The sequence below is a fragment of the Pseudomonas sp. G(2018) genome (assembly GCF_005502415.1).
Taxonomy (GTDB): Bacteria; Pseudomonadota; Gammaproteobacteria; order Pseudomonadales; family Pseudomonadaceae; genus Aquipseudomonas.
This window is the reverse complement of sequence record NZ_SCOO01000050.1, coordinates 1-23,624: the sequence shown is the minus strand read 5'-3', so window position 1 is coordinate 23,624 and position 23,624 is coordinate 1. Positions and strand designations below refer to the sequence as shown.

The 23,624-nt window shown below is 61.6% G+C and carries 23 protein-coding genes; 19 read left to right on the top strand and 4 right to left on the bottom strand.

All coding sequences use genetic code 11. The features are described 5' to 3' along the window. The first annotated feature begins 46 nt into the window (after positions 1-46). The 19 genes from FFS64_RS28945 (at position 47) to FFS64_RS28855 (ending at position 17,637) form a co-directional block, all read left to right on the top strand. Positions 47-1,999: a YncE family protein gene (locus tag FFS64_RS28945; protein WP_137808169.1), complete on the top strand. Its 1,953-nt coding sequence runs from the start codon at positions 47-49 to the stop codon at positions 1,997-1,999. A 12-nt stretch (positions 2,000-2,011) separates the two neighbouring features. After that, on the top strand, positions 2,012-2,665 hold the full coding sequence (locus tag FFS64_RS28940) for an SCO family protein (RefSeq protein ID WP_137808168.1): 654 nt from the start codon (positions 2,012-2,014) through the stop codon (positions 2,663-2,665). After that, the gene (locus FFS64_RS28935; RefSeq protein ID WP_137808167.1) at positions 2,662-3,303 is read left to right on the top strand and encodes an SCO family protein; all 642 of its coding nucleotides are present in this window, start codon (positions 2,662-2,664) and stop codon (positions 3,301-3,303) included. The genes FFS64_RS28940 and FFS64_RS28935 overlap by 4 nt, the downstream gene beginning before the upstream one ends. A gap of 9 nt (positions 3,304-3,312) precedes the next feature. Beyond that, positions 3,313-4,863 (top strand): ABC transporter substrate-binding protein, encoded by a 1,551-nt coding sequence (locus FFS64_RS28930; RefSeq protein WP_137808166.1) that lies wholly within the window; start codon positions 3,313-3,315, stop codon positions 4,861-4,863. A gap of 13 nt (positions 4,864-4,876) precedes the next feature. Then, entirely contained in the window at positions 4,877-5,830 is a 954-nt protein-coding gene (locus tag FFS64_RS28925; RefSeq protein ID WP_137808165.1) for a peptidylprolyl isomerase, read from the top strand. 222 nt (positions 5,831-6,052) lie between these two features. Continuing rightward, the gene (locus FFS64_RS28920) at positions 6,053-6,583 is read left to right on the top strand and encodes a response regulator (RefSeq protein ID WP_137808164.1); all 531 of its coding nucleotides are present in this window, start codon (positions 6,053-6,055) and stop codon (positions 6,581-6,583) included. An 84-nt stretch (positions 6,584-6,667) separates the two neighbouring features. Next, complete coding sequence (locus FFS64_RS28915; RefSeq protein ID WP_137808163.1) at positions 6,668-8,374, top strand: GspE/PulE family protein; 1,707 nt, start codon at positions 6,668-6,670, stop codon at positions 8,372-8,374. Beyond that, positions 8,355-9,158 carry a hypothetical protein gene (locus FFS64_RS28910; RefSeq protein WP_137808162.1) on the top strand — a complete coding sequence of 268 codons (804 nt, stop codon included), beginning with the start codon at positions 8,355-8,357 and terminating at the stop codon, positions 9,156-9,158. Before FFS64_RS28915 ends, FFS64_RS28910 begins: the two co-directional genes overlap by 20 nt. A gap of 1 nt (position 9,159) precedes the next feature. Further along, positions 9,160-9,705 carry a PilN domain-containing protein gene (locus FFS64_RS28905; protein WP_137808161.1) on the top strand — a complete coding sequence of 182 codons (546 nt, stop codon included), beginning with the start codon at positions 9,160-9,162 and terminating at the stop codon, positions 9,703-9,705. Next, positions 9,692-10,240 carry a GspMb/PilO family protein gene (locus tag FFS64_RS28900; protein WP_137808160.1) on the top strand — a complete coding sequence of 183 codons (549 nt, stop codon included), beginning with the start codon at positions 9,692-9,694 and terminating at the stop codon, positions 10,238-10,240. The genes FFS64_RS28905 and FFS64_RS28900 overlap by 14 nt, the downstream gene beginning before the upstream one ends. Beyond that, positions 10,240-10,758 carry a hypothetical protein gene (locus FFS64_RS28895; protein WP_137808159.1) on the top strand — a complete coding sequence of 173 codons (519 nt, stop codon included), beginning with the start codon at positions 10,240-10,242 and terminating at the stop codon, positions 10,756-10,758. The genes FFS64_RS28900 and FFS64_RS28895 overlap by 1 nt, the downstream gene beginning before the upstream one ends. Continuing rightward, positions 10,755-12,641: a secretin N-terminal domain-containing protein gene (locus FFS64_RS28890; protein ID WP_137808158.1), complete on the top strand. Its 1,887-nt coding sequence runs from the start codon at positions 10,755-10,757 to the stop codon at positions 12,639-12,641. Before FFS64_RS28895 ends, FFS64_RS28890 begins: the two co-directional genes overlap by 4 nt. A gap of 2 nt (positions 12,642-12,643) precedes the next feature. Next, positions 12,644-13,117 (top strand): type II secretion system protein, encoded by a 474-nt coding sequence (locus tag FFS64_RS28885; RefSeq protein ID WP_137808157.1) that lies wholly within the window; start codon positions 12,644-12,646, stop codon positions 13,115-13,117. Between the two features lie 3 nt (positions 13,118-13,120). Further along, a complete protein-coding gene (locus FFS64_RS28880) occupies positions 13,121-13,495 on the top strand; it encodes a type II secretion system protein (protein WP_095193434.1) in 375 nt (124 codons plus the stop codon). Beyond that, a complete protein-coding gene (locus FFS64_RS28875; protein ID WP_137808156.1) occupies positions 13,470-14,009 on the top strand; it encodes a type II secretion system protein in 540 nt (179 codons plus the stop codon). The genes FFS64_RS28880 and FFS64_RS28875 overlap by 26 nt, the downstream gene beginning before the upstream one ends. Next, the gene (gene csgE, locus FFS64_RS28870) at positions 14,006-14,395 is read left to right on the top strand and encodes a curli production assembly/transport protein CsgE (RefSeq protein ID WP_137808155.1); all 390 of its coding nucleotides are present in this window, start codon (positions 14,006-14,008) and stop codon (positions 14,393-14,395) included. Before FFS64_RS28875 ends, csgE begins: the two co-directional genes overlap by 4 nt. After that, on the top strand, positions 14,392-14,811 hold the full coding sequence (locus FFS64_RS28865; RefSeq protein ID WP_137808154.1) for a curli assembly protein CsgF: 420 nt from the start codon (positions 14,392-14,394) through the stop codon (positions 14,809-14,811). Before csgE ends, FFS64_RS28865 begins: the two co-directional genes overlap by 4 nt. Positions 14,812-14,842: 31 nt before the next feature. Next, positions 14,843-15,706: a CsgG/HfaB family protein gene (locus FFS64_RS28860; RefSeq protein ID WP_137808153.1), complete on the top strand. Its 864-nt coding sequence runs from the start codon at positions 14,843-14,845 to the stop codon at positions 15,704-15,706. Positions 15,707-16,581: 875 nt separating this feature from the next. Continuing rightward, positions 16,582-17,637, top strand: coding sequence for an RHS repeat-associated core domain-containing protein (locus tag FFS64_RS28855; RefSeq protein WP_137808152.1), 1,056 nt, complete (start codon positions 16,582-16,584; stop codon positions 17,635-17,637). A 169-nt stretch (positions 17,638-17,806) separates the two neighbouring features. Here the strand turns inward: FFS64_RS28855 and FFS64_RS28850 are convergent, their stop codons facing one another. The 4 genes from FFS64_RS28850 to FFS64_RS28835 all read right to left on the bottom strand — a co-directional run bounded on the left by FFS64_RS28850 (position 17,807) and on the right by FFS64_RS28835 (position 23,436). Further along, positions 17,807-19,255, bottom strand: coding sequence for a curlin (locus tag FFS64_RS28850; RefSeq protein ID WP_137808151.1), 1,449 nt, complete (start codon positions 19,253-19,255; stop codon positions 17,807-17,809). 27 nt (positions 19,256-19,282) lie between these two features. Next, positions 19,283-19,744, bottom strand: a complete 462-nt coding sequence (locus FFS64_RS28845) for a curlin (protein ID WP_137808150.1) — start codon at positions 19,742-19,744, stop codon at positions 19,283-19,285. Positions 19,745-19,822: 78 nt separating this feature from the next. Continuing rightward, positions 19,823-22,054, bottom strand: coding sequence for an Ig-like domain-containing protein (locus FFS64_RS28840; protein WP_137808149.1), 2,232 nt, complete (start codon positions 22,052-22,054; stop codon positions 19,823-19,825). Positions 22,055-22,089: 35 nt separating this feature from the next. Beyond that, the gene (locus tag FFS64_RS28835; protein WP_137808148.1) at positions 22,090-23,436 is read right to left on the bottom strand and encodes a hypothetical protein; all 1,347 of its coding nucleotides are present in this window, start codon (positions 23,434-23,436) and stop codon (positions 22,090-22,092) included. Positions 23,437-23,624 lie beyond the last annotated feature (188 nt).

Sequence of the window (23,624 nt, the reverse complement as noted above, 5' to 3'; positions counted from 1 at the left end):
GGCCGGCGGGAACGAGGCAGACGAAGATCTGAAGGGGAGTAGGGACATGAACAGGACCATCACATTCGCCAGTTGCGCCCTGGTTATCGGGGTGGCGCTGATCTGGCTGGGGGTATCGCGCACGTCGCCTCCGGTCATGCTCAGCGAGGTGGCGCTGCCCAATACCTGGACCGGTCAGTCTCTTGAACGTGACGGTGTGTCGGTGGCGCTGGAAGTGCGGCCGCTGGCCGCAGACGGCGTGCTGCGTGAAGGCGAGTTCGCCGACGTGCAGTTTCGCGTCACGGACAAGGCCTCGGGTCAACCGCTGGCGGGTGTCGCCCCCGGCGCCTGGCTGGACCCGGAAGCCGCTGCCGCCGACCAGGCCCAGGGCCGAGAAAACAGCTGCAAGTCACGGGTCGGCGTCTTCCTCAAATCAAGCATCGGCGCACGGCCGCTGCTCGACCTCAACGGCTACTTCCTGTTGGTGATGAACCGCGATGCCAGCGTCTCGGTGGTCGACCCGTCGGTGTCGGTGGGCGGCATCACCAGCACCATGGCGCGGATCGACATCAAGCAACCGCCGATGGACTGGGTTACGCCAAAGGACAACAAACGGGTCTTCGTGTCGATGCCGACCGCCAATGAGGTGGCGGTGATCGACAGCGAACAATTCAAACTGGTCGACTCGGTGGCCGCCGGCAGCAACCCGGTGCGCATGGCCCTGCAACCGGATGAACGCCTGCTGTGGGTCGGCAACAACGCCAAACCCACGGAGCAATCCGGGGTCACGGTGATCGACACCGGCAGCCTGAAAACCCTCAAGCACCTGGCCACCGGCGCCGGGCACCATGAAATCGCCTTCAGCAAGGACAGCCGTTTTGCCTTCGTCACCAATCGCGATGACGGCACCCTGAGCATCATCGATATCGCCAGCCTGACCCTGATCAAACAACTCAAGACCGGCTCGCACCCGCTGTCGGTGGTGTATTCGCCATTGTCCGGCGCCGCGTATGTGGCTGATGGCAAGGACGGCACGGTCACCGTGGTCGACGCCGCGAGCCAGTCGGTGCGGCGGGTGATCAAGATGAAGCAGGGCCTGGGCCCGATGGGCTTCAGCGCCGACGGCCGGTTCGGCATCGTACTCAACACCCTGGAAAACCAGGCCTCGGTGATCGACGCGGCGACCGATTCGCTGATCCATGAACTGGACGTGTCCGCCGAACCCTATCAAGTGGTGTTCACCAAGGCCTATGCCTACATTCGCGGACTGGCCTCGCCCAAGGTGACGATGATCAACCTGTTGTCGCTGGGTGAAGGCCGCCAGCCGATCAGCCAGGGGTTCGAGGCGGGTACCCAGCCGCCACGGCTGGCCGGCGACCTGCCGCTGGCATCGAGCCTGGGGGTGTCGCGGGACGAGAATTCGGTGTTCGTGGTCAACCCGGCGGACAACACCACCTACTTCTATGCCGAAGGCATGAACGCGCCGATGTCGGGTTACCCCAATCGCGGGCAAGTGGCGCGGGCGGCGCTGGTCATCGACCGCAGCCTGCGCGAAGTCGAGCCAGGTCTGTACAGCGCGCGGATCAAGCTGCCACCGGCGGGGCGTTTCGACGTGGCGTTCCTGCTCAACCAACCGAACATCATCCATTGCTTCAGCACAGTGGTGGAGGCGAACAACAACGCCCCGCAACAGGCGGGTGTGCCGAAAGTGGAGTTCATGCTCGATAAATCCACCGCCACCCAGGGGAGCCCTTACGTGGTGCGCTTCCGCATCGTCGAGGGCAAGCAGAAGGCCCAACGCAGCGGGGTCAAGGACGTGCAGGTGCGCTACTTCCTGGCGCCCAGTTCACGACCACAGCGGGTCGCCGCGCGGGATGTCGGCAACGGCATCTACGAAGCCCCGGTGACCCTCGATCAGAAAGGCGCCTGGTACCTGCACGTACGTGCGGCATCCCTGGGCGCGACCTTCGACGACCAGACGTTTGCCAGTGTTCGGGTATTGCCCGGCGCCACTCATTGAGAGGACATCGACATGAATCGATTTGCACATCGTGGACTGCTGACGCTCTGCCTGTTGGCCGTCGGTGTCGGTCAGGCCATGGCGCATTCGGCGGATGAACATGCTGGCCATACACCGGCCAAAAGTGCCGGTCCGGAGCGCGCCCAGGTCAAGTTCGCCGACGTGGCGCTGGTGGACCAGAACGGCAAGACCGTGCGCCTGGAAAAAGACCTGGTGAACGACAAGATCGTGGTCATGAGCTTCATCTATACCAGTTGCACCACGGTCTGCCCGGTGGTGTCGTCGATCATGGGCAAAGTGCAGAAACAGTTGGGCAGCCGGGTCGGCAGCGAGGTGCAACTGGTGTCGATCAGCATCGACCCGCAGCGCGACGACGCCAAACGCCTGAACGACTATGCCCGCACTTTCCAGAACGGTCCGGGCTGGAGCTGGCTCACCGGTTCGCCACAGTCGGTCAACGAAACCCTCAAGGGCCTGGGCAGCTTCAGTGGTGACTTCAAGAGCCACCAACCCTTGATCCTGGTGGGCGACGGCAACAGTCGTCACTGGACGCGCTATTACGGCTTCACCGACCCGACCGTACTCAGCCGTGAAGTCGAGAAGCTCAGCGGCCAGCGCAACGCCCACGCCAAGCACACCGCCATTGCCATGGAGCATCAGCCATGAAAGCGCTCGCCTTGATCTTCCTGACCATGTGCTTTTGCATCATCAGCTTCCAGGCATTTTCCCACGAAGGACATGGGCAACCGGCGACTGCACCGCAAGCGACGGCACCTGCAGCGGTTGCAGCGCAACCGGCAGGCGGCACCCGTGATGCAAAAACCTGGTTCACCGACACGCCGTTGCAGGACCAGAACGGTAACACCCTGCGCTTCTACAGCGACGCGCTGCAGAACCGCGTGGTGCTGCTCAATGTGATTTTCACCAGTTGCTCCGATGCCTGCCCGTTGATCACCCAAAAGCTCAAGCAAGTGCGTGAAGTGCTGGGTGACAAGGCGGACGGCGTCACCTTTATTTCCCTTACCAGTGATCCGCTGCGGGACACGCCGGCGGTACTCAAGGCTTACACCTTGAAGCAGGGCGTCGATGGGCCCCACTGGCTTTTTCTTACCGGCGACAAGGCGCAAATGGATCTGGTCCTGGGCCGCATCGGCCAGATCATCCCGACGCCCGAGCAACATTCAACCCAACTGATCGTCGGCGACGTCGCCAACAAACGCTGGAGCAAAATCCGTCCCGATGCCCCGGCTGCCGCCATTGCCCAGCGCTTGCAGTTGCTGACAATGCCCGTGGCCGGTCGTTGAGTCCGCGCCATGAAAAACGCCCTCATCCTCGGCCTGCTCATGCTGGTTGGTATAAGTCTGACCGCCCAGGCGCTGCCGCTGACCCCCAGCGAAAGTGCCGGCAAGCGCTTGTATCGCGAGGGCGTGTCGGCCAGTGGTGAGCCGATCATAGCCCGGGTCGGGGCGGCGGGCATGTTGCTGCCGGCGACCAGTCTGCCGTGCGCCAACTGCCATGGCGCCGATGGTCTGGGGCGTCCCGAGGGCGGGGTACGACCGCCGGAATTGACCTGGTCGCGGCTCAGCAGCACCTATGGCCAACAACAGGTCAATGGGCGCACATATCCGGCCTACACCGACCGCACATTGGCCAGGGCCGTGCAGGAAGGACGCGATCCGGGCAACAATCGACTGGACCCGGCGATGCCGCGGTTCGTGCTGTCGATGAACGATCAGCGCAACCTCACGGCCTACCTCAAGCGCCTGGCCGAGGACCGCGATCCGGGCCTGAGCCCCAACAGTCTGCACCTGGGCACCTTGTTGCCAGGCTCCGGGGCGTTGAGCGAGGAGGGCAGCACGGTGGCGGCGGTACTCATAGGCTGCGTGGCGCGCATCAATCAGGCGGGCGGTATTCATGGGCGGCAACTGCGCCTGACCATTCTCGATCCAGGTCCCGATCGTGCCAGCGCCGAGAAAGCGCTCAATCAACTGATCGAACAGGAACAGGTCTTCGCCTTGATCGCACCGCTGGCACCGGCCCTCGATGCGGAACTGGCGCCACGTCTGGAACAGGCCGGTGTGCCGCTGATCGGGCCGCTGTCGTTGCAGGGCTCGGCCCAGGTCAGCCGGCAGATTTTCGAGCCGCTGCCGGGGCTGCGCGAGCAGATGATTGCCCTGGCCAACTACGCCGCCGCCAGTCTGCGGGTGTTGCAGGGACCGACACTGATCACCTACCCGGACGAGCCCGGCCAACGGCTGGCCGCGCAGAAGCTTGCCCAGTACCTGCAAGACAACGCCTGGCAGAATGTGCAGCTGCAAGCCCAGCAGTCGGCGCAGGACGAATTGCCGTTGGGCTCGCGCTCGGTGTTCTACCTGGGCAGCAGCAGCGGTTTCAGTCGTCTCGCCGAACGCTTGCAGACGGCGGGGCAAGTGCCATACCTGTTCGCCGCGTCGAACCAGGTAGCGGGGGATCTGCTGCAAATGCCCAGCGACTTTTCCCGGCGGGTGTTTCTGGCCTATCCCTTCGTGCCCAGCGACTGGACGATGGCCGGGCGCCTGGCCCTGACCCAGCTGCGCGAGAGCCAGAAGCTCGGCGGCGAACACGCGGTGCTGCAGGTCGGCGCGTTCAGTTCGATGATGCTGCTCAGCGAAGGCATGAAACAGGTCGGGCGCGACGCCAGCCGCGAAAAACTGGTCAGTGCCCTGGAGGGCCTGAATGACTTCGATACCGGCCTGACCCCTTTGATCAGCTTCGGACCGGGCCGGCGCCTGGGCCTGAACGGCGCCCATGTGGTGACCGTGGACCTGCCCAACCAGCGCTTCTATCTGGTTGCCCCCTACAAACCCATTGCCGCCATGCCCTGACCGGAGGCCGAACATGAAACTCAACACTTTGTTGATCCTGTTGACGTTGTGGGTGCCTGCGGCGTTTTGCAGCAATGGCCAGGTCGCGGCCCGGGTCAATGGCGAGGAAATTTCCCAGATGCGCCTGGAGCGCTATTTCGCCGAGTACCTGGAGGATCAGGGCCGGGCAGTCGCCAGCATCCGCAGCCCCAGCGCCTACAAACAGCTGCGCCAGGCGGCATTGGACGCCTTGATCGACAAGGAGCTGCTTTGGCAGGAAGCGCTCAAGCGCGGGGTGGTGATCAGCGATGCCACGGTGCAGAGCCAGGTGGACCAGACGCGTCAGGCCATGGGGGGCGCGCAGGTGTTCGCCCAGCGCCTGGAGGACGCCGGTTTCGATGAGGCCGCCTATATCGAGTACACCCGCCGGGATCTGGCGGCCCAGCAGGTGTTCAGCGAACTCACCAGGGTCGACGCGCCTGACGAACAACAGGTCCGGGCGTTTTTCGAAGAACACCGCGCCGAGATGAACCGGCCCGAGGAAATACAGGTCAGGCATATCCTGATCAAGGTGCCTCAGGGTGCGGAGGCTTCCACTGTTTCAGCAGCGAGACTACGCTTGGAGGCAATACGCAAGAAGACCAGTGAAGGGGCAGACTTCGCCAGTGTCGCCCGCAGCGAATCCGAAGACGCATCGGCCAGCCAGGGTGGCGACCTGGGCTACTTTCCCCGTGGGCGCATGCTGCCCGAGTTCGAGGCGGCAGCCTTTGCCCTGGCACCGGGAGCCGTCAGCGAACCGGTGCGCACGGAGGTGGGCTGGCATTTGATCTATTTGCAGAACCGAATGGAGGCAGCCAATGTCACAGAAGAGCGAGGACTTGACATGGTTCGGGTTTACCTTGCCCGACAGAAACAGGTCAAGGCTCGTCTACAGGTTCTGGCGCAGCTGCGTTCCAGTAATCGGATTGAACGGATTGCCGACGATTGAACCGTCCCCCAAAAGTGGGGAAAAGCTTCAATGCCCACCCGTTCGGTTTTCCCCGCTTTTGGGGGGTGGGGTATATGGACGAAAAGGCATTGTTTTTAAATTCAAGGACATGAAGCGATAAAACGACCGGCGCTCAGCCTGGCATGAAGTGTGCCTTAGACCTTGTAAGGCGCGCACTCCGCCAGGTTCGGTATTCGGACCTGCGGTTTCAAGGAGTCCACCTTGTTAAACAAAGTACTGGTTGTTGAAGACGAACAGCTGCTGGCGGAAAACCTCCAGGGTTACCTGCAGGCGCAAGCGCTGGAAGTCCGGATTGCTCACAACGGTGAAACAGCCATCGGCGAAGCCGAACGCTTTTCACCCGATGTGATGGTGTTCGATTACCGCTTGCCCGATATGGAAGGCTTTCAGGTACTCGATGCCGTCCGCCAGAGCAGGAAGTGTCATTTTGTGCTGATCACAGGGCATCCAACCGCAGAGGTTTGCGAGCGGGCCCGGCAACTGGGAGTCAGCCATATCCTGTTCAAACCGTTTCCGTTGGCGGAATTGGCCCGAGCAGTGCTTGATCTTCTGGGGATGCAGCGCGAACCCAAAACGGGTGTGAACAGTTCCGAAGGCTTTGTCGAACGACGCCAGAGCAGGACCGAAAGTTTCCCGCTGCAGTTGTACGACGGTAGTTGGGTGCTCGCGGATCGCCGACGAAGTACGGCCTCCAAGGCACCAGGCGACGAACAATTGCTCACCGGGGAGTAGTGGCGCGACAAGACGTTCCGGCACCCGCCGCAATGGCTCGCCGCGCCAACAGGGCTCAAAGCCCCGGGCGTTGGAGAGCAAGCCATGGACCGTCTATCCCTTGTCGTCGATGCTGTGCCGCTGGAGTGTGTACCCCCCCGTTTTACCAGTGAGCAATTGGCCAAGGCGCGTTCCCTGGCCGCCACGTCCGGCCAGCGAGTTCTGGATGCCCTCGGGGAGCTGTGCGAACTGGCCCCCATGCCTTTCATCCAGTGCCTGGGCGCTACCCTGCATTATCCGGTACTCGACACCGACAGCCTGTTTCAAGCCACCCCGGTATTCGACCGGGTCACCCTGGCCCAATGCCTCAAGCGCGAATTCACCCTGCTGCGTCACGACGACGCGGTCATCGGCGTGTTTGCCGACCCCTTCGATACGGCCCGCCTGGCCTGGATCGACGATTGCCTGCACGGCGCGCCGCTGTACCTTGTGCACGCCGACGACCTCAAAGCCTACCTGGCGCGTCACGAAGAGAGTTTCCACGCCGTGGAGTCGCTCAACGCCCAGGCCGACGCCAATGCCGAAACCGATAACTTGCAAAGCTTGTCGCTGACCAGCATCAGCGAAGATTCCAGCGTGGTGGTCAAGCTGGTCAACTCGACTCTCTACGACGCGCTGAAAATGCACGCCAGCGATATCCACCTGGGCACCACCGGCAGCGGCCTGGTGATCAAATACCGCATCGATGGCGTGCTGAACAATATCAGCAAGATCCAGGGCAGCGAGTTCGCCGAGCAGGTGATTTCCCGGGTCAAGGTCATGGCCGAACTGGACATCGGTGAAAAACGCGTGCCCCAGGACGGTCGCTTCAAGATCGGCATCAGCGGCCGGCAGATCGACTTCCGGGTGTCGATCATGCCGAGCATTTTTGGCGAAGACGCGGTGCTGCGGGTGCTCGACAAGCAGGACCTGGCCGACAAGGTTTGCGGCGTGCAATTGCAGGCCCTGGGCTTCGAAGAGGAAACCCTGCGTCAACTGCGCCGCCTGGCCGCCGAACCCTATGGCATGGTGCTGGTCACCGGCCCCACCGGTAGCGGCAAGACCACCACGCTGTACGCGATGATCACCGAGATCAACCACGGCGTGGACAAGATCATCACCATTGAAGACCCGGTGGAATACCAGCTGCCGGGCGTGCTGCAAATTCCTGTCAACGAGAAGAAAGGCCTGACCTTCGCCCGCGGCCTGCGCTCGATCCTGCGCCATGACCCGGACAAAATCATGGTCGGTGAAATCCGCGACCCCGATACCGCGCAAATCGCCGTGCAATCGGCGCTCACTGGGCACTTGGTGTTCACCACTATCCACGCCAACAACGTATTCGACGTGATCGGCCGCTTCACCCAGATGGAAATCGACCCCTACAGCCTGGTGTCCGCGCTCAATGCCGTGCTGGCCCAGCGCCTGATTCGCCTGGTCTGCACCAGTTGCAGCACCCCGTTCACCCCGAGCGAAGAAGAGCTGCAAGCCTCGGGGCTCGATCCGCAACAAGTCGCGCATTACCACTTCGTGCATGGCAAGGGCTGCGGCCATTGCCGTGGCACCGGCTACCGCGGGCGTAGCGCGATCGCCGAGCTGCTGCACCTGGATGACGAGCTGCGGCAAATGATCGTCGAGCGCCAACCGATTTCGAAGATCAAGGCCCACGCCTGCAAACGTGGCTTGCGCCTGCTGCGCGAGTCGGCCCTGGAACTGGTGCAACAAGGCCGGACCACTCTCGAGGAGATCAATCGTGTCACTTTTATCTCGTGAGCGTTATGTCGCCGTGCTCGGCGCCAATGGTGTCGGCCTAGGCCAGCGGCAGGGCAGTCAAACCCTGTGGCTGGGCAGCGTCGGCTACATCGATGAAGGTTTCAAGGCCTGGGCCGTCGCCCTGGAGACCCTAGACCGCCTGCTGGGCGAACATGCCCGCGCCGGTGCGGAGCTGACCGTGGTGATCTCCGGTCACTTCAGTCGTTTCTGCCTGGTGCCCTGGAGCGACCAGATCAGCAGCCCCGACGAACTGCAAGGCTTTGCCCAGCTGTGCTTCGAAGACCTCTACGGGGTGCCGAGCCAGCCCTGGAGCCTGGTACTCTCGGCCGAACCCGCCGGCTACGATCGTGTCGCCACCGCGTTGCCGCAAGACCTGCTGGAACGCCTGCGCACCTTGGTCAGTGGACGTGGCCTGCGCCTGCGCTCAGTGCAGCCGTACCTGATGGCGGCGTTCAATCATTTCGATAAAAGTTTCGATGCCGGGGACTTCCTGTTCGTGGTCGCCGAGCCGGTGCGCAGCGTGATGCTGGTGGCTCGCGAAGGCCGCTGGACCTCGGTGCGTTCGGTGGGCAGCAGTGACAGCGATGCCGCGCTGACCGCACTGATCGGCCGTGAAAGCCAATTGCAGGCCTCCACCAGCGAACGGCCGCTGAACGTTTACCTGCACGCTCCGGCGCGCATCGATTCGCACCCTGAGGTACCCGGTGTGCACCTGCGCACCCTCGAAGAGGACCGGACAGCCGTACACGATTGCCTGTACGTCATGTCCCGGGCGGTGGCCTGACATGCGCGCCCTGATGCTCGACTTTCAGCCACGCCGCCGCTCGACGCCCCTGGGCTGGAGTCTGCTGGCCGGGGGCGTGGTGCTGGCGCTGAGCTGCATCGCGATTCAGCAACACCTGAGCGGGGAGTCCGAACAACAGCAGGGTCACCTGCAGACCGCCCAACGCGTACTCACGGGCGACACCGGCACCAAAGTCAGCCTTTCTCCGGCAGAAACCCGCGAGCAGGCGCAGAACCTGGCGGAAATGCGCAAGGTCTCGCAGCAATTGCGCCGCCCCTGGGAACAGCTGTTCGCCACCCTCGAAGCCATGCCTCGCCAGAACATTGCCTTGCTGACCCTGACCCCGGACGCCCGCAAGGGCCAGGTACGGATCAGCGCCGAGGCAAAGGATCTGGACGCCATGCTCGATTTTCACAAGCGCCTCGAAGCCAGCGACGAGCTGTCCGATGTGTCGCTGCTGAGTCACGAAATCGTCGCCAACGTGCCGGAGCAACCAGTCCGGTTCAACCTGTCGGCTACCTGGGAGATCGGCGATGCAAATCCCTAGATTGATCGTCCACGAATACCTGCAAAGCCTCGGCGTGCCTGGCCTGGCCGGATTGGCCCTGGTGGTTGTGGCGCTGACCTGGGGCCTGGCCGGCCTGTTACCGGACTGGCAGTCACTGCAAACCATCAGCCAGCAGACCCGCGAAGCCCGCGAGTACCTGGCCAAGGTCGAGGACGGCACGGTCGCCCCACCGGTGGTGCCGCAACGCCAGCTCGATGATTTTCGCAGCAAGTTGCCGTCCCAGCCCCAGGCCACCGTTGCTATCGACAAGATCTACGCACTGGCCGCCCAGGAACGCATCACCCTGGCCCGGGGCGAGTACTCGCTGGGCATCGATCCCAAGACGCACCTGGCCCGCTATCAGATTCTGCTGCCGGTGCGTGGCAGCTACCCGCAACTGCGGCGCTTCCTGCACGCCTTGCTCGGCCAGTTGCCGGCGGTGGTGGTGGAAGACGTGGAGTTCCAGCGCAAAAAGATCGCCGACACCGACCTCAATGGCCGGATCCGCATGACCCTTTACCTGTCGAGGTCATGATGAACAGCAAACGTGCAGTGGGTTGGGTGGCGTTCTTCGGCGTGGCCGCGGCGCTGACCTGGTTGCCCGAATACCTCATGCCGGCCGACGACAGCGACGTTGAAGTGGTCGCTGTGGCCGCGCCCGCCAAGGGCAAGGCCCATGGCGCGCTGCCTGCGGCGAAAGCCTCCGGTGCACCCACGGCGATCAAGGACCTGAGCCCGGCCGGCGATCTGTTCGCCGCCCGCAGCTGGAAAGCGGTGCCGACCCTGGCCAGCGTCACCGAACAACCCGTCAATGTAGCTCCGGTGGTGCAGGTCCCCACTGCACCGCCATTGCCTTTCCAGTTCATCGGCAGGATGGAGGACCGCACCGACCTGCAAGTGTTTTTGCAAAACGGCGAGAAAATCTACGTCGTGCGTAAAGGGGATGTGATCGACGAAACATGGAAGATCGAGGGGATTTCCGACATGGAACTGAGCCTGGTCTATTTGCCTCTGCATTTGTCCCAGACCTTGTCTGTGGGGAGCGCGCAATGAACAATTCCCGTTTGCTGATCAGCCTTGGCTTCTGTGCCGGGCTGGCCGCCTGCAGTTCGGCGCAGATGGCCAAGGAAGAAGGCACTGACCTGATGGCGTCGGGTCAGTACGAAGCCGGCCTGGCCCGGATCGAGGAAGGGTTGCGGGAGAACCCTCGCAACACCGAGCTGCACCTGGCGCTCACCAGCGGCCGTGCCCGGGCAGTGACGGCGCTGCTGAGCCAGGCCGATATGGACCGTGCTCAGCGCGACTTCGCTTCGGCACGCCTGACCTACGGCCGGGTGCTGACCATCGAACCGAAAAACCGTCGGGCCCAGGACGCAATCCGCCAACTCGATCACATGCGCAGCCTCGACGAAAAACTCGAGCTGGCCCGTGGCGACCTGCGTCGCGGCGACATCTACGGCGCCGACCGTCAGGTCAAACAGATCCTTGAGCTGGACCCGAACAACGAAGGCGCCCTGGAACTGCAAAGCAATGTCCGTCTGGTGCAGAGCCGCAACGTCGTTCCCTATCCGCAACTGCGCACCCGCCTGGACAAACCGGTGACCCTGGAGTTTCGCGACGCCAACCTGAAGACCATCTTCGAAGTGTTGTCCCAGGTCGCCGGCCTGAATTTCATCTTCGACAAGGACCTGCGCCCGGACATGAAAGCCACCATCTTCGTGCGTGACGTTCGCATCGAGGACGCCGTGGAACTGCTGCTCCAGCAAAATCAGCTGCACCAGAAAGTGGTGAACGAAAACACCTTGCTGATCTACCCGGATTCGCCGCAGAAGCTCAAGGATTATCAAGAGCTGGTGATGCGCACGTTCTACCTGACCAGCATCGATGCGAACACCGCGTTGAACATGGTCAAGACCATGCTCAAGACCCGCGACGTGTTCGTCGATGAGCGCCTCAATACCCTGACCATGCGCGACACCGGCGACGCCATCCGCATGGCGGAAAGGCTCCTGCAATCGCAAGATCAGTCCAACCCCGAAGTGGTGCTGGAAGTGGAAGTGATGGAAGTTGCCACCCAGCGCATTCTCGACCTGGGCCTGCAATGGCCGAACACCTTCGGCGTGGTCAACAGCGACGGTTCGGCGGTGACCCTTCTTGATCAGCTCAAGGGCATCGACTCCAGCCGGATCACCATCTCGCCATCGCCCCAGGCCAAGATCAACGCCCAGGACAACGACATCAACACCCTGGCCAGCCCGGTGATCCGCGTCAGCAACCGCGAACAGGCACGGATTCACATCGGTCAGCGTGTGCCGATCATCAGCGCCACCTCGGTGCCATCGACCCAGGGACCGGTGATCACCGAAAGCGTGACTTACCTGGATGTCGGTCTGAAACTGGAGGTGCAGCCGACCGTGCACCTGAACAACGAAGTGGCGATCAAGGTCGCGCTGGAGGTCAGCAACGCCACGCCGCTGGAGCCGACCCGCCAGGGCACGATTCCGGTGCAGGTCGACACCCGCAATGCCCAGACCACCCTGCGTCTGCATGATGGCGAAACCCAGATCCTCGCCGGCCTGATGCGCAACGACCATGGCGCCACCGGCAACAAGATCCCGGGTCTGGGTGATATCCCGGGTCTGGGCCGCCTGTTCGGCAGCAACAAGGACACTGTCGGCAAGTCGGAACTGGTGCTGTCGATCACGCCGCGAGTGGTGCGCAACCTGCCGTACCAAAGCCCGTCGGACATGGAGTTCACCACCGGCACCGAAACCAGCATGCACATCCAGGCGCCGGATCGCCGGATGGAGCCTTCGGCACAACCTGAGCCTTCGGTACAAACCAAGCCTTCGGTACAAACCAAGCCTTCGGTACAGCCCAAGTCCATCGGTCAGCCAGTCGCCACCAACGTGCAAATCAGCGTCGGGAAGCCTTGATCATGAACGCCTCGCAACGCGGTTTTAGCCTGATCGAAGTCGTGGTGACGCTGGCCCTGATCGGCCTGCTGGCCGGCATGGCCGCACCGCTGACCGAGACCGTGGTGCGCCGGGGCAAGGAGCAGGAGCTGCGCACCGCGCTGTACCAGATCCGCGATGCCATCGACGCCTACAAGCGCGCTTTCGATGCGGGCTATATCGAGAAGTCGCTGAACAGCAGCGGCTACCCGCCGAACCTGAAAGTGCTGGTCGATGGTGTGCGTGACGTGCGCAGTGCCAAGGGCGCCAAGTTCTACTTCCTGCGGCGCTTGCCCCATGACCCGCTGGCACCGGTCAAGCGTGACGACGAAGGCGGCTGGGGCCTGCGCTCCTATGACAGTACGGCTGAAAACCCACGGGATGGCGAGGACGTCTTCGACGTTTACTCCAAGGCCCGGGGCAAGGGTCTCAACGGCATCGCCTATCGGGAGTGGTGAGCTATGCGCCGGGAAAAGGGTTTTACCCTGCTGGAACTGATGGTGGTCATGGCAATCATCGCCACCCTGATGACCATCGCCTTGCCACGCTATTTCAACAGCCTGGAGGCCTCCAAAGAGACCACCCTGCGCCAGAGCCTGTCGGCGATGCGCGAAGCACTGGATCACTACTACGGCGACACCGGGCGCTATCCCGATTCGCTCGAGCAATTGATCGAACAACGTTACCTGCGCAACCCGCCGATGGACCCGATTGCCGAGCGCAAGGACACCTGGGTCCTGGTGGCACCGCCCGAAGGCGTGGCTGGCGGGGTGGCCGATATCAAGAGTGGTGCCCAAGGGAGGGCGCGTGATGGCAGCCTTTATTCCGAGTGGTAAGCCGGGTGCAGAAGACGGCTTCACCTACCTGGGTGTGCTGTTTCTGATCATGGTGATGGGCATGGGCCTGGCCAGTGCCGGCGAGTTGTGGGCCACTGCCGCCAAGCGTGACCGCGAACGCCAGTTACTGTGGGTCGGCACCCAATATGCCCAGGCACTGCGCAGCTACTACCGCAGCTCGCCAGGCCTGGCCCAGTACCCGAAAGAACTCGCCGATCTGTTGCAGGACGAGCGTTTTCCCAACGCCAAACACCACATTCGCCAGCTGTACCCGGACCCGATCGGCGGCGGCGAATGGTTCCTGATGCGCGGCTTCGACGGACGCATCACCGGCATCAGCAGCCCGTCCACGGACAAACCGCTGAAGCAGGCGGACTTCCCCACTCAGTGGTCGGATTTCAACGGCATGGCCAGTTACAAGGACTGGCAGTTTGTCGCCGAGAAGGCCTTCCTCGACGGTGCCTCGGGCCCGGTGAAAGGCCAGTCCACCGCACCTCAGGCGTTGCAGCCATGAACCGTTTCTGCCTGGCATTGATCCTGGTGTTGAGCACCTCCGTGGCCTCGGCCACCGAGGAGGACGAAATGATGGGTTTCATCATCGACGACACGATCTCGCACATCGGCCACGACTTTTACTACTCGTTCAGTGAACGCCTGCGCGCCACCAGCCCGATGGATTTCAACCTGGTGGTACGCGAACGACCTTCGGCTCGCTGGGGCAGCCTGGTGACCGTGGAATATCAACAACGTTTGGTTTATCGGCGCTTCCTGCCGCCGAACACCGTGGAGCTCAAGGACGAGGCCTATGACGCCGCCGACTGGGTCCGCGGGCAGATTGTCCAGCGCAAGCTGGAAGCCTTGTTACAGGACACCACGGACCTTGAGAGGGACGAATTATGAAAACGAAAACGTTTTTGCAGCGCACCGGCTGGTGCTTGCTCGGCCTCGGCGGTTGCGGGCTGGTCCACGCCACGGAGCTGGTCTACACGCCCATCAACCCCTCGTTCGGTGGCAACCCGTTGAACGGCACCTGGCTGCTCAACAACGCCCAGGCGCAAAACGACTACGACGACCCTGATTTGAAAGACCGTGCCTCGTTGACCGGCACTTCGGCCCTGGAGCGGTTCAGCAGTCAGTTGCAATCACGCTTGCTGGGGCAATTGCTGGACAACATCTCCACCGGCAACACGGGGAGCCTGTCCACTGACGCGTTCATCGTCAACGTCGTTGATGACTCGGGGGCACTGACCATTGTGGTGACCGACCGAGCGACCGGCGAAGTTTCGGAAATCCAGGTGAATGGCCTGGCCCCTTGAGGGGGCATTGGGTCAACGGGGAGTTAAGGACATGAAAAAAATAATTGCGCTAGGGCTGATGTTGGCGGCATTACAAGGGTGCAGTCTGCGCGAGCCGTTGCCGGCGGAGCAGGACAGCAAAATCCCGACCCTGACCCCCAGGGCGTCGACCTACTACGACCTGATCAACATGCCACGGCCCAAGGGCCGGTTGATGGCGGTGGTGTACGGCTTCCGTGACCAGACCGGACAGTACAAACCGACCCCGGCCAGCTCGTTTTCCACCAGCGTCACCCAGGGCGCGGCGAGCATGCTGATGGACGCCATGCAGGCCAGCGGCTGGTTCGTGGTGCTGGAGCGCGAAGGGCTGCAGAACCTGCTGACCGAGCGCAAGATCATCCGCGCCTCGCAGAAAAAACCCAATACGCCGGTGAACATCCAGTCTGAACTGCCACCGTTGCAAGCGGCGAACATGATGCTCGAAGGCGGGATCATCGCCTATGACACCAACGTCAAGAGCGGCGGGGAAGGGGCACGTTACCTGGGCATCGACATCGCCCGGGAGTATCGCGTGGACCAGGTCACGATCAACCTGCGGGCCGTGGATGTACGCAGCGGGCAGGTGCTGGCCAACGTGATGACCAGCAAGACCATCTACTCCGTGGCCCGTAGCGCCGGGGTGTTCAAGTTCATCGAGTTCAAGAAACTGCTTGAGGCCGAGGTCGGCTACACCACCAACGAACCGGCGCAATTGTGTGTGCTGTCGGCGATCGAAGCGGCAGTGGGGCACCTTCTGGCCCAGGGAATTGAACGGCGGTTGTGGCAGGTGGCCGGGGATAACACGCCTGACAGCTCGGCGACCCTGGATCGGTACCTGACACAGAACAAGGTGGTGCCGGAGGGTGAAGAACAGTGAACGAGGCGGCCTTTGGGCCGAGCTGGTCGGTGTGGTACGCGTGCTTTCTGTAGGAGCTGAGCTTGCTCGCGATGGACGTCAACGCTAACGCGGGCTACCGGAATGATCGCGTTGCCCGAACGTTTTTCGCGAGCAGGCTCGCTCCCACAGTGGAAATGCGGCGAACACAAAACCCATGCTCATGGAAATCAAATGTGGGAGCCGACCTGGCTTAAGCGGATATCCCCAATCCCCTGTGAGAGCTGTCTTGCCAGCGATGGCGACCTGATAGCCGACCTGAATACCGTTGACCGAGTGTTTATCCATTCCTTTGGTAACGGCCACTTATGGTTCCGCTCTTACGGCGGGTCACTTTCGAAAATCCGGAGTGCCGGCCCAGACGGAAGTAACCAAAGCGCTTTGCCCCTGTCGTTCGGTGCCTCGCTCCGGTCCTGCTCCGTGCGCGGCTACCTTGGCATCCCTGCCGAGGTGCCCACTGCGCAGAGCCGGAACGAAGCCTCTCGAGGGGCGGGCACCGCGAAAAGCCAAAGCGAGGCAGCTTACGAGCCGACCTGACTTTCACGGCCAACCCGACTCCCTGTGGGAGCGAGCCTGCTCGCGAAGGCGGCGGGACAACCAACCATGTAGTTTCGAACCTGCAAAAAAAAACCGCCCCTCTCCCCAAAGGCCGCGGTTTTTCCATGCCCCGCGATTACTGCTGCAACACAGTCGCCGGTTTGGCTGAACCCAGTTGTTGAATGGTAGTGGTCTGGGTCATACCGCTTTGGTCAAAGTTGGCGATGTTGCCGGTGCGCACCTATCAGTTCTGCTAGGTCGCAAACTTGGCGGCATCGTAGATACTCAAACGCTCAGACCTAAAAAGTCCGGAGTGCCCAATGTCTTCCTTGCCGCAAACCTTGTTATGCCACTATCGCTATGACGCCCTCAACCGACTGATCGGTCATGCACTACCGGACACACCAGTACTTCAACGCTTTTATTGTGGAAACCGTCTGGCTACGGAGATAGAAGGGGCGTTGCAGCGTGCTGTCGTCCAGCATGGGCCCCAGTTGCTGGCACAAAAAGAGGGGCAGGACGACAACTGGAGTACCACTTTGCTCGGTACTGACCTACAACGCTCGGTGTTGCACACTCTCAAGCCCAATCATCAACGACATCCCATTGCATTTACCCCTTATGGCTACTGCTCAACCGGAAGCGACTTGACCAGTTTGCTGGCCTATAAAGGCGAGCGACCGGATTCCGTGATTTGGCACTATTTACTGGGGAATGGTTATCGGGCGTACAACCCGGTGTTGATGCGGTTTAATCGTTCAGACAGTTTGAGTCCATTTGGGGAGGGTGGCGTGAATCCGTATGCGTATTGTTTGGGGGATCCGATAAATCGTTATGACCCGAATGGGCACTACGCCTTGTGGATTGCAGGGAAACTAAAGCAGTGGAGCATGCGCGCGAAAACAAAGTTAAGTGCAAAGTTATCGAGAAGTACTCTCGCGCCACGCTCTCTTGAAAATGTTGATTTTGATAGCTTCAAACACATTTCAAAATTTCTTGAGCAAGGAGATATGGATAACCTTGCCCAGGTTTCAAAAAGGCTGAATGATTTATCGACTGAAGCCTCAAGAAGTAACTTTAAAGCTTATTTGGAATTTCATCGGCGGAATCGTTACAACGTTCCTGTTTCTATCGGTCATCGCATTGCGACAAATAGTAGCGCGCGCGAAGTTGTTCACCCAAGGTTACAGGGTGTCGGGAGTGCCGCATTGAAACAGCTAGATTCAACTGTTATGGGGCGCAGCAGTTTGAGAGAGTTCAATCAACGAGTGAGACAGGATGCGACTGCTGATCTTAGGGCCGGCTCCGGGCATGTATTGAGCCGTGAATCAATTAATGAGTCGCATGCTGATCGCCTTCTTAGACTTCTTGAATAATTAGTATTGCGTGGATTTTCGATAGTAATGCTCTGCGTCCTTCGCTGCCTTTCGGATATGATTTTGACTCATGTATTCCAACACACACTTATCTCAACAAGCGGGAACGCGTGAAAGGAAAAAACCGCGCCCCTCTCCCCAAGGGCCGCGGTTTTTTCATGCCTCGCGATTATTGCTGCAACACGGTCGCCTGGTTGGCCGAACCCAGCTGTTGAATGGTAGCGGTCTGGGTCATGCCGCTCTGATCAACACTGGCGATGTTACCGGTACCGCCCTGGGTCACATACGCAACGTTCATGATGTCGGCCTGTTTGACGGTGATCATGTTGTCGTCGCCATACAGCTGGGTGGTGAACGCCTGGTTGCCGGTGCCTTCCTGGTTGAACTCGGTGCTGTTGCCGGTGCCGTTGGTGATGCCCTGGGCCAGGTTGGTGGTGCCGCGCTGGTCGGAGATCAGGATGTTGTCGGTGCCGTTCTGGTCGAAGTACAGCTCGTTGTAGGCACTGGCCTGGCTGACCGTGGTTTTGTTGCCAGTACCGGTCTGGTTGGTGGTCATGATGTGGCCGATGCCGTCCTGTTTGAAGCTGGCGATGTTGCCGTCGCCGTTCTGGTTGACGGTGGCGAGCTGGTTGCTGCCGAACTGACCGCCCAGTTGCGGGCCTTTCCAGTTGCTGGCATAGACCTTGTTGTCGTTACCCACCGAGTTGGTGTTGAGCACGTGGCTGTCGCCGCTCTGGTAGGTGAAGTGCGTGTTGCCGATGCCTTCTTGATAAATCCCGAGTGTGGAGCTGACGGATGCGTATTGGTCAGCGTAAACGGCGTTCAGGTCGCCGACTTGCAGCACAGTGGCCACGTTGTTTTCGCCGAAGCTCTGGTCGACGATGGTTTCGTTGGTCTGCCCGTACTGGTTGATGGTGGCCTGGCTGCTGACCTGGGTGTCTTGCCAGACTTCGGTGCCGTTGCCGTCACCGTACTGGTTGATGGTTAGGTTACCTCCTACGCCGGAGCGCTGATCGCCGTAGGCATAGTTGGTGCTGCCGGCCTGGTTGATCTCGATCTGGCCGGCCATGTGGCCGATCTGTTCGGCGGTGGCGTAGTTGGTGGTGCCGTACTGGATGATCACCGCGTTGTTGGCCATGCCCGGCTGGATCTGTTCGATGTTGGCTTCGTTGCCGTCACCGAACTGATAGGTCTGGCCGGAAGTGCCGTCCTGACTGTCCTGGTACACGAACGAGAAGTTGCCGTTGCCGGTCTGCTGTTGCAAGGCTTCGCCCGCACCCAGACCAATGGACTGGCTGGCGTGGGCGGTGTTGAAAGTACCGAGCTGGTTCTGGGTGATGGTGCTGTTGTCTTCGTACAGTTGCTCGGCGTAGCCGGCGTTGTAGTCGCCGGTCTGGGTCTGGGTAATGGTGCTGGTGGCCGTATCCTGCACGGCGGCCGCATCGTTGCCTTCGCCCAGTTGCTCCTGGGTGGCGGTACTTAACGGCGCCGCGGTTTGCTTCACATTCGCGATGTTGGCGGTACCGGACTGGTCCTGGACGGACACGCTGTCATCGGCCAGCGCCTGGGCACTGACAATGACCAGGATGGCGGCGGTAAGGGGCGTCAGTTTGAACATGATGAAACCTCCAAGTGGTGCAGTGCTTTAGCGATATTGAGTGACCGATACGCTCATTCCATTTCCTGCTTGGGTCACAGCGCTTTGCTGCCCCGTGCCGGCCTGGACGATGTTGGCGTCGTTGTTGTTGCCGTTCTGGGATATCTGCGCGCGGTTGTGGCTGCCGGTCTGGGTGATCGACGCGGCGTTGCCGGAACCTTGCTGGTTGATCAAGGCCATCAGGTCGCTGCCTTGTTGCAGGATGTACGCTTCCTGATTGCTGCCCGACTGTACGATCTGGCCGAGCAGTGACTGACCGTTCTGTTGCAACAGTGCGACGTTGGCCTGGCCGTTCTGGTCGATCAGTGCGTGCTGGCCCACTGGAGGGGGCAGCTCGCCGAGATCGGCGGCAGGCGCCAGGTCATCGTTCTCCATCAAATCGTCGGCACGCACGCCAGCACCGCTGCAAAGCAGAAGCAGGCAGAGCAGGGCGGCGGTCGGCGTTTTCATGGCATTACCCTTGTTAGAAAAGTGTCCTTAAGCGAAAAGGCCTGCCCCATCCACTCACCGAGTGAATGGGGCCAGGACTCAGTTCGAGATCACCTGCACCGTGCGCACGGTGCCTTGGGACGAGGTGATGGTGGCGGTCGGGTTCGCCGACGGAACCACCGTGGTGCTGTTGCTCACTGTCAGCCTCCAGCGTCCGGTCAACGGCACCGCGGTGCTACCCAGGGTTACCAGCCCGGTCGGGGTGGTCACCTGGACGGTGATGGTGTTGCCGGTAGTCACCGATGAGGTGCCGGTGAAGTCCCAGTTGAAGCGGTTGTTGGAACGGGCCGTCACCGTGGCTGCGGTCACCGCGAAGGTTTCCGCGGCAGGCCGTGGCGAGACTTGCACCGTGACCGTGGCCGGCGCCGTCGACACAGCACCGAAGCTGTCCCGGGCGAAGTAAGTGAAGGTCGTGGTGAAGGCCGTGGTGACCGTGGCCGGTGGGTTATAGGTCAGGACCGTGCCGTTACTGGTGACGGTGCCGCGACCTGTCGGTGGCTGGCTGAAGCTGGCAACTGCGAGCGGCACGTTCCCTTCCGGATCGGTGTCGTTGACCAGCACGTTGATCGGTATCGACACACCCAGGGTCGCGATGCCGTCGGCATTGGCCACCGGAGGCTGGTTAGGCGCGACGGTGATGGTCACGGTCGCTGCCTCGGTCGAGGCCAGCCCTTTGACGTCTTGCGCCTTGTAGGTGAAGGTCGTGGTCAGAGGAGCGTTGACCACCGCTGGCGGGGTGTAGACGACGGCGGTCGATCCGTTGAGTGCCACGGTGCCCTGGCCGGTGGCCGGTTGGGTCAGCGCGGTGATGCTCAGCGGTGTGTCGTTGTCAGGGTCGCTGTCGTTGGTCAGCAGGCTGAGGGTGATCGGTACGCCGAAGCTGGTGCTGCCGCTGTCGTCGAGGGCGATCGGCGCCTGGTTTTCACCGGTATCCGGTGCCGAACCGACCACAACGACTGGCTCGGTGTCACTGCCGCCAGAGGCGGATTTGATCGTGACGGTGGCCGGTGGCTGTGGCAGTTCGGTGACGGTCAGGCGCTGCAAAGTGCCGGATTTCGTCAGGCGTCCGAAGCCTTGGGCGACCATGTCCGGCACCACCACTTCGTCAGACGAGGTGGCTTCGATCAGCAGGCTGTGGTCGCTCCAGCTGTAGCGAGCGGTCTGGACTTTCACTACGTCGGTGACTTTGCTCGACGCCGCCGTTGGCCGGGTGGTGCCACTCGGGTCGGTCGCGGTGACCACCACCAAGGGAGGAACGGAGGCGCCCGTCAGGCGATGGCCGAAGAACTGGCCGTTGCTGCCGAGCATGTTGGTCAGGCACGGGGTCAGCGGAGGTCCGGGGACCAGGGCCACGGTTTCGCGGAAGCACAGGCTGGAACTGTTGGCCGATTTGCCGAAGACCTCCACCCGGGTATCTGAAGAGGTACGACGGTAAGTGGCGCGGCCGATTTCCACCGGGGTTTGCGCACGGTTGTCGAGGACTTTGCCAGACACGGTAAAGAGGTTGGTCTGGATGGTCCCGGCCGGACCCTGGACCCGCAGGAAGTTGGTATTGAACGGACTGCCGGTGACCGCTTCGCTGAGGTTCGGGTCACCGATGAACGTATCGATGGCGCCGGTGTCCGGGTTTACTTCGGTGTAGGGGCCGTTGACGCTGCGCAGGAATGGCCCCACCTCCCCGTTGAGGGCACCGGAGAAGTTGCCCGGTGCGCCGATGCCGATGTCGCGTGTGATGTTGATCGCCCGACGGCCCGGCGTGGTGACGGTGACCGTTTCCACGCCGTACGGGTGGGTGATGGTGTAGACGCCAGCCACAGGAACGTTCACCCGCAAACGAATCCGCGCGAAGCTTGCCTGATCGCCATCGATCGGGTTTTCGGACGTGAATGCCGCTTCGATCCCGGCCACGTAGGCATCCACGCCATAGCCACCGACATCATTGATGGTGGTCTCGGCGAGGTACCAGAAGGTTTCCGGTGGCCAGTTATCCGGGAATACCATCGGCTGGGTGTCATCGTAAACCCCGGGCTCCGGGTTCAGGATGCACATGTAGGCTGGCGCGCCGGGAGCACCAGGCGACCGCGAGCTGGTTGCCCGCGACTGGCACAGTTCCAGCGACAGCAGATTGTTGTCCTGATACCACATGGGGAATTTCCCCGTGGCAAAGGTGTAGGGGCCGGGGTCGACGGCAGTCAGTTGCGCGAATGCACTGCCGGACAGCGATAGAGTCAGTCCCAGGGCGTTGAGCGCCAGGCGTGGCAATTTGTTCATGATGCCTCCTGATGAGGATCTGGACCTATGTGCGTTCATTGCACGATGACCACTTCTTCGGTATCGCTGCCGCCATTGGATGACGTCACCTGAACCTTGGCCGGTGGAATCGGCGAGATGCCGGTCGACAGGGATTTCACCGCGCCATCGCCGCTGAGTGAGCCGATGGCGACACCGGTGCCGGTGGTGGCGGTGAGGACCGGTGGCGATGTTTCATCGCTGGTCGACGCCACGATGGTGATCTGCCCGCTGTTCAGGCTGTATTGGGCCTGGGAGATCACCACCAGGTCGGTCAACGGCATGGACACAGGGGTCGGCGTGCTGGTGGGGATGGCCAGGTGGTTGTCGGCCGTCACCACCAGATTGCTTGGCAGTGTTGGGTTGGTGGCGGACTGGGCGTACCAGTGACCGGTGGTGTCGGCCTCGGTCAGGTTCAACACCGGGCTGTTGCTGTCCAGGGTCACGGTGGCCGGTGGCGGTGGGGCCATCACGAACACATCCTGCTGCGCCACCGCTGCGCTTTCCCCGGCTTTACGCGAGTACGTGCTGCGCTCGGCGATGATCGGAGTGGGGCGGACCACCGTCGACAACTTGCCGGAAATGGTCATCACCGTCGTGCGCAAATCCAGTCCGTTAGGGCCTTCGATGCGGATGTAGTTGGTATTGAAAGGGCTGCCGGTGAAGGCCTCGGCCAGGTTCGGATCGCCGATGAATTGATCGGCTTGCCCCGTGTCCGGGTTGGTCTCGGTGTAGGGGCCGTTGACGCTGCGCAGAAACGGGCCGATGTCGCTTCTGAGTGCGCCGTTGTAGGTTTTCGGCGAGCCGATGCCGATGTCGCGCGTCATGTTGATCGCGCGGTTTCCACCGGCCGGAACGTCAAAGATGTCGACGCCATAGGGGTGGGTGATGGTGTAGACCCCGGCGGTGGGCACGTCGACCCGAATACGGATACGGCCAAAACTGACCTGGTCGCCTTCTTTCACCTCTTCCGCGGCGAAGGCTGCTTCGATGGCGCTGACAAACGTCAAGTCGATGCCCCGGGCCGCATCGACGATGGAACCCTCGCCGGTGAACCAGAACGTTTCATCGGGAAAGTTGCTCGGGAATACGATGGGCTGGGTGTCGTCGAAAACCCCGGGAGCCGGATTCAAAACGCACATGTAGGAGGGCGCGCCGGGGGCACCGGGAACCCTGGAACTGACAGCCTTGGACAAGCACAAGTCGAGGGTTCGACCGTGGGAGTCCTGATACCAGGCAGCGAAGCCGCCGGTAGCGGGTTGATATGGACCGGGGTCTACAGCAAACAACGCGGCCTGGGCAATGCCTTGGGCCAGTGCGGTCACAGCCATTGCGATCGCGGTTTTGGACAGTAAAGGGTGCATGTGTATTCCCTCTATCAGAGTACCTGCCCCTTGGATGTGGGTCAGTTGAGAGGGCTTCGGCAACTCCCATGCCAATTGGTGAAAACAGCGCTGAGAGGCCCGGTACACTAGTCTTTGCCGAACAACGGGGAGTCATTCCTCCAATGCTGGGATCGGGCCTCTTTCCCCAGGATTGGGGGTAGATGGGG